Consider the following 2,496-nt stretch of genomic DNA (forward strand, 5'->3'; position numbering starts at 1 on the left):
CCTCCCCTTCCGCGACTTCGTCGCCCAAGCCCGCCTCCGCATCCCCCGCGAAGAACACGAACACTTCTTCAACACCCTCCTCCACGACATCACCGAACCAACCGCCCCCTTCGGCCAGTTGGGCAGCGAGGTGGACGAGGCCGACGCAGAGGCCACCGTGCCGATGGACTCCGGACTCGCCCGCAGGCTGAGGGATCAGGCACGCCGGCTCGGCGTCAGCCCGGCCGCCCTCTTCCACCTCGCGTGGGCACGCGTGGTCGCGGGCACCTCCACCCGCGACGACGTCGTCTTCGGCACCGTCCTGTTCGGGCGCATGCAGGCCGGCTCGGGCGCGGACCGCGTCCCCGGACTGTTCATCAACACCCTCCCGGTCCGCGTCCGCACCGGCGACACGACCGCCATCGAAGCCGTCCGCTCCATACAGGCACAGCTCGCGGACCTCCTCGTCCACGAGCACGCACCCCTCGTCCTCGCCCAGCAGGCCAGCAAGCTGCCCGTCCAGACCCCGCTGTTCACGTCCTTCCTCAACTACCGTCACAGCAGCGACGCCGACCACGGACCCGACTCCGCCCTCGAAGGCGTCGAGTTCCTCCAGGCCCAGGAGCGCACCACCTACCCGCTCGCGGTCTCGGTCGACGACACGGGCACCGGCTTCCTCCTCACCGTCCAGGCCGCCTCGCCCGTCGATCCGGCCCTCGTCGCCACCCTGCTCCACACCGCGACCGGCAACCTGACCGCGGCGCTCGAAACGGCACCCCACACCCCCCTCCACAGCATCGAGATCCTCGACGACGCCGAGCGCCGCCGACTTCTCACCGAGTGGAACGACACCGCGGTGCACACTCCCGCCGGGACCCTGCACGAGCTGTTCGAAGCCCAGGTCACCCGCACCCCCGACGCCACCGCCCTCACCCACCGGGACGACCAGCTCACCTATGCCGAACTGAACGCCCGCGCCAACCGCCTCGCGCGGCTGCTGGCCCAGCGCGGCGTCGGCCCCGAGACCCTGGTCGGCGTCCTCATGGAACGCTCCGCCGACCTCGTCGTCTCACTCCTCGCGATCCTCAAGGCCGGCGGCGCCTACCTCCCCATCGACACCCGGGCTCCCGTCGACCGGATGCACCTGATCCTCCGGGACACCGCGGCACGGATCCTGCTGGTCGACTCGGCCATGAGCGGACACGAGTGCGCGGCGACGGCGGCCGAGCAGGGCGTGGACGTCCTGACCGTGGGGCCGGAGACCGGCGGCGAGATCGAGGACGCCACGGACCTGCCCTTCGCCACCCGGCCGGAGCACCTCGCGTACGTGATGTACACCTCCGGCTCCACCGGGACACCGAAGGGCATCGCGACCACGCACCGTGACGTCGTGGAGCTGGGGTCGGACCGCTGCTGGCACCTCGGGCCCGCAGACCGGGTCCTCCTGCACGCCCCGCACGCCTTCGATGCCTCGACATACGAGCTGTGGGTGCCGCTGCTCACCGGCGGCGAGGTCGTGGTCGCTCCGGCCGGCGACCTGGACGCCGCTGCCGTGCGCTCGCTGATCGTGCGACACGAGATCACCCACATCCACGTCACGGCCGGCCTGTTCCGGGTCATGGCCGAGGAGGACCCGGGTTCCTTCGCCGGTGTGCGCGAGGTCCTCACCGGAGGGGACGTCGTGCCCGCCGGGGCGGTTCGCCGCGTGCTGGAGGCGAATCGCGGGATCGTCGTACGGCACCTGTACGGGCCCACGGAGGTGACGCTCTGCGCGACCCAGCACTCCGTGGATGCCGCCGCGAACGTCGGGAGCACCCTGCCGATCGGCCGCCCGCTGGACAACACCTCCGTCTACGTCCTCGACGGCGGGCTGCAGCTGGTCCCGCCCGGCGCCGTGGGTGAGTTGTACGTGGCGGGTGCGGGTCTGGCCCGTGGCTACCTGAACCGCCCCTCCCTCACTGCCGAGCGCTTCGTCGCCAACCCCTACGGCGGCTCCGGCGAGCGCATGTACCGCACCGGTGACCTGGTGCGGTGGCGTGCGGACGGCACGCTGGAGTTCGCGGGACGTGCCGACGACCAGGTCAAGATCCGCGGTTTCCGCATCGAGCTCGGCGAGGTCGAGTCGGCACTGGCCGCACACCCCGCCGTCTCCCAGACCACCGTCATCGCCCGCGAGGACACCCCCGGCGACAAGCGCCTCGTCGCCTACATCGTCCCGGTCTCACCACAGGCCGTGGACACCGAGCTACTGCGCAGGCACGTCGCCTCGGACCTCCCCGATTACATGGTCCCCAGCGCGGTGGTCGTCCTGGACGCGCTGCCGCTGACCGCCAACGGCAAGCTCGACCGCAACGCCCTGCCCGCACCGGACTACACGGCCACGACCGCAGGACGCGCACCCCGCACCGCGCAGGAAGAAGCGCTCTGCGGCGTCTTCGCCGACGTCCTCGGCGTCCCGTCCGTCAGCATCGACGACAACTTCTTCGAACTCGGCGGCCACTCCCTGCTCGCGACGCG

Annotated in this window: 1 protein-coding gene; it reads left to right on the forward strand. The window is 71.5% G+C overall.

All coding sequences use genetic code 11. The features are described 5' to 3' along the window. A partial coding sequence (locus ACFVWU_RS44725; RefSeq protein ID WP_387632434.1) for an amino acid adenylation domain-containing protein occupies window positions 1–2,496 on the forward strand: 2,496 nt, incomplete at both ends.

It is taken from the genome of Kitasatospora sp. NPDC058190, from assembly GCF_042883685.1.
Lineage (GTDB): Bacteria > Actinomycetota > Actinomycetes > Streptomycetales > Streptomycetaceae > Kitasatospora.